Origin of the sequence: Paraburkholderia podalyriae, from assembly GCF_014397785.1 — a bacterium.
In the GTDB taxonomy this organism is placed as follows: Bacteria; Pseudomonadota; Gammaproteobacteria; order Burkholderiales; family Burkholderiaceae; genus Paraburkholderia; species Paraburkholderia podalyriae.
Window position 1 is genome coordinate 1 of record NZ_VZQQ01000199.1, and the last position, 1,955, is coordinate 1,955.

1 protein-coding gene and 2 pseudogenes are annotated in these 1,955 nt (G+C 61.6%); 2 read left to right on the forward strand and 1 reads right to left on the reverse strand.

Annotation, left to right across the window (positions count from 1 at the left end; genetic code table 11):
- Both F6X42_RS42450 and F6X42_RS46285 read left to right on the forward strand, forming a co-directional pair.
- On the forward strand, window positions 1-224 hold a 224-nt coding region (locus tag F6X42_RS42450; RefSeq protein ID WP_187639706.1), incomplete at its 5' end, for an ABC-type transport auxiliary lipoprotein family protein.
- Between the two features lie 805 nt (window positions 225-1,029).
- Window positions 1,030-1,569, forward strand: a pseudogene (locus F6X42_RS46285) (tyrosine-type recombinase/integrase); the annotation flags it as partial.
- 224 nt (window positions 1,570-1,793) lie between these two features.
- On the opposite strand, the pseudogene F6X42_RS45110 reads toward F6X42_RS46285, so the two are convergent.
- Window positions 1,794-1,955, reverse strand: a pseudogene (locus tag F6X42_RS45110) (integrase); the annotation flags it as partial.

Below are 1,955 nucleotides of genomic sequence, written 5' to 3' on the forward strand. Positions count from 1 at the left end.
GGCACGCGGTGCAGCTCGAGGCTGACTGGAGCCTCGGTTTCGCGCAAGACCCCAACGGTGCCCGCCTGGCCTGCCATACGCAGCTGCAGGAGGCGGCGCCGGGTGGTTACGCGGACCTGGTGCGCGCGCAGCAACTCGCCATTGCGAGCCTGGCCGGCCGCATCGCGGAGGATGCGCGAGGCTGGGCGCAGTCGCGACAGCGTGGCTGCACGCCAGAGGCCTGAGCCATAGCTCCCACCTTCGAGATCCTCACCACGCCCAACGCCAAGCAACAGCGCGCGTTCGAGTTGCTCCAGCAGATCCAGCTGTAGACAGAAATCGGAACCCCGATCACACGTCAAGTGCCTGTCGCACAAGGACAAACTCGCGCGGCGCTTACAGGAACTTCGGTTTAATGTTGGCGACATGTGTTGTCGAACGAATGCGCCGCGCAAGGCGGGAGACCATCCGTCAACGATGGGGGTAGCCGAGGTCGGCGGCATTCCCGCTCGGCGCCCGGAACTTCGGCCGAGTTGGTTCTCGATCGGCGACTACGGCGCGGGCATCGCCGTCTGGGCTGGTGTCTTGTCAGAATCCGGCGTCTCTGACAGCGAGGACAAACCGTCGGCCCCTTCACCCGTCTACCTTTGTGCTGAACCACGCGCTGCGCGGGCCCCGGCTTCGTTCAGTAGCCACCGAAGCACGTATTAGCCGCAGGCGGCATGACCCACAGATGGTCGATCTATCGTCGCATTTGCGCTACACCTACCTATTAGATTTTTTAACCTGGCTGCGAATGAGTACATCGATGAGTACGCGGGGAGACCAACGTCAGACAAATAAGCTTAGATATCAAATACATAGATGGGAAGTCCAGGTCCTCTCCTGGGCACCATCAGTAGTTCCGGCGTAAGCCGATGTAGTCCGAGAAACCCCGTAAGATCATGGTCTTACGGGGTTTTTTGTTTCCGCGGACGACCGTCAAGTTCCGGTGGCATCGACGATTTTTGCGTATACACTTGCGTATACGCGGAATCGAGTTGCCGGGTCATGCCTAAACGCGTCGAACCGAAGTCCGAGGTGGTCTTTCGCGTCGCCAAACCGCGCGAGCGCCCCTATCTGCTCACCGACGGGAATGGGCTCGCTCTGCGCGTCTGGCCGGACGGGAGCAAGACTTGGCTGCTCCGCTATCGCCGCCCGGGCACTGGGAAGGAAAACTTTCTCAGCCTCGGCCCCTACCCTGAGGTTGCGCTCGTCGACGCGCGCAAGTCTGCCGTGATCGCTCGGAGCCTCGTACGAGAGGGTACTGATCCCGTCGAGCACCGCAGGGCGGAATCTGCCGCACGCAAACGGGTCGCCGAAGGGGCGTTCCACCTCGTCGCCGAGAATTGGCTCGCCTTCAAACGGAAGGAGTGGGCCGACGAGACCTATCGCAAAGCGGAATTCGTAGTTCGGCAATACCTGATCCCGCCACTACGCAACAAGCCCATCTCGACGCTCGCTACATCGGAAGTCAAGCCGGTGTTGGAAGCAATAGCGGCGCATGCCCCCAACCTCGCAACCAAGGCGCGCCAATACGTCGGCGGCATCGTAACCTACGCGATCCACCATAGCCTGAGAGAGGACGGTATTCCGTTGTCGCTGCGCGGCGTCATCCCGCGACACGAGAAAGGTCACATACCGGCGATTACGAAGCCCACCGAAATCGTCCCGCTCGTGCAGGCCATCAATACATACCAGTCGCCAATCACGAGGGCAGCTCTAAAGCTGACCATGCTCACTGGCCTACGTCCCGGAGTAGTGGCGACTGCACCGTGGGACGAAATCGATCTTGACGCGGGCGAGTGGCATACGCGCTTGTCGATGTTTGCGGTCTCGGCGGCCGCATGGATGGCGCGGGTCAGTTGCCGCGTGCTGAGCGGGTCGATCGGATCGAGGCCCGGAAAGAGCCACCCGCCATCGAGCATGCAGCCCTG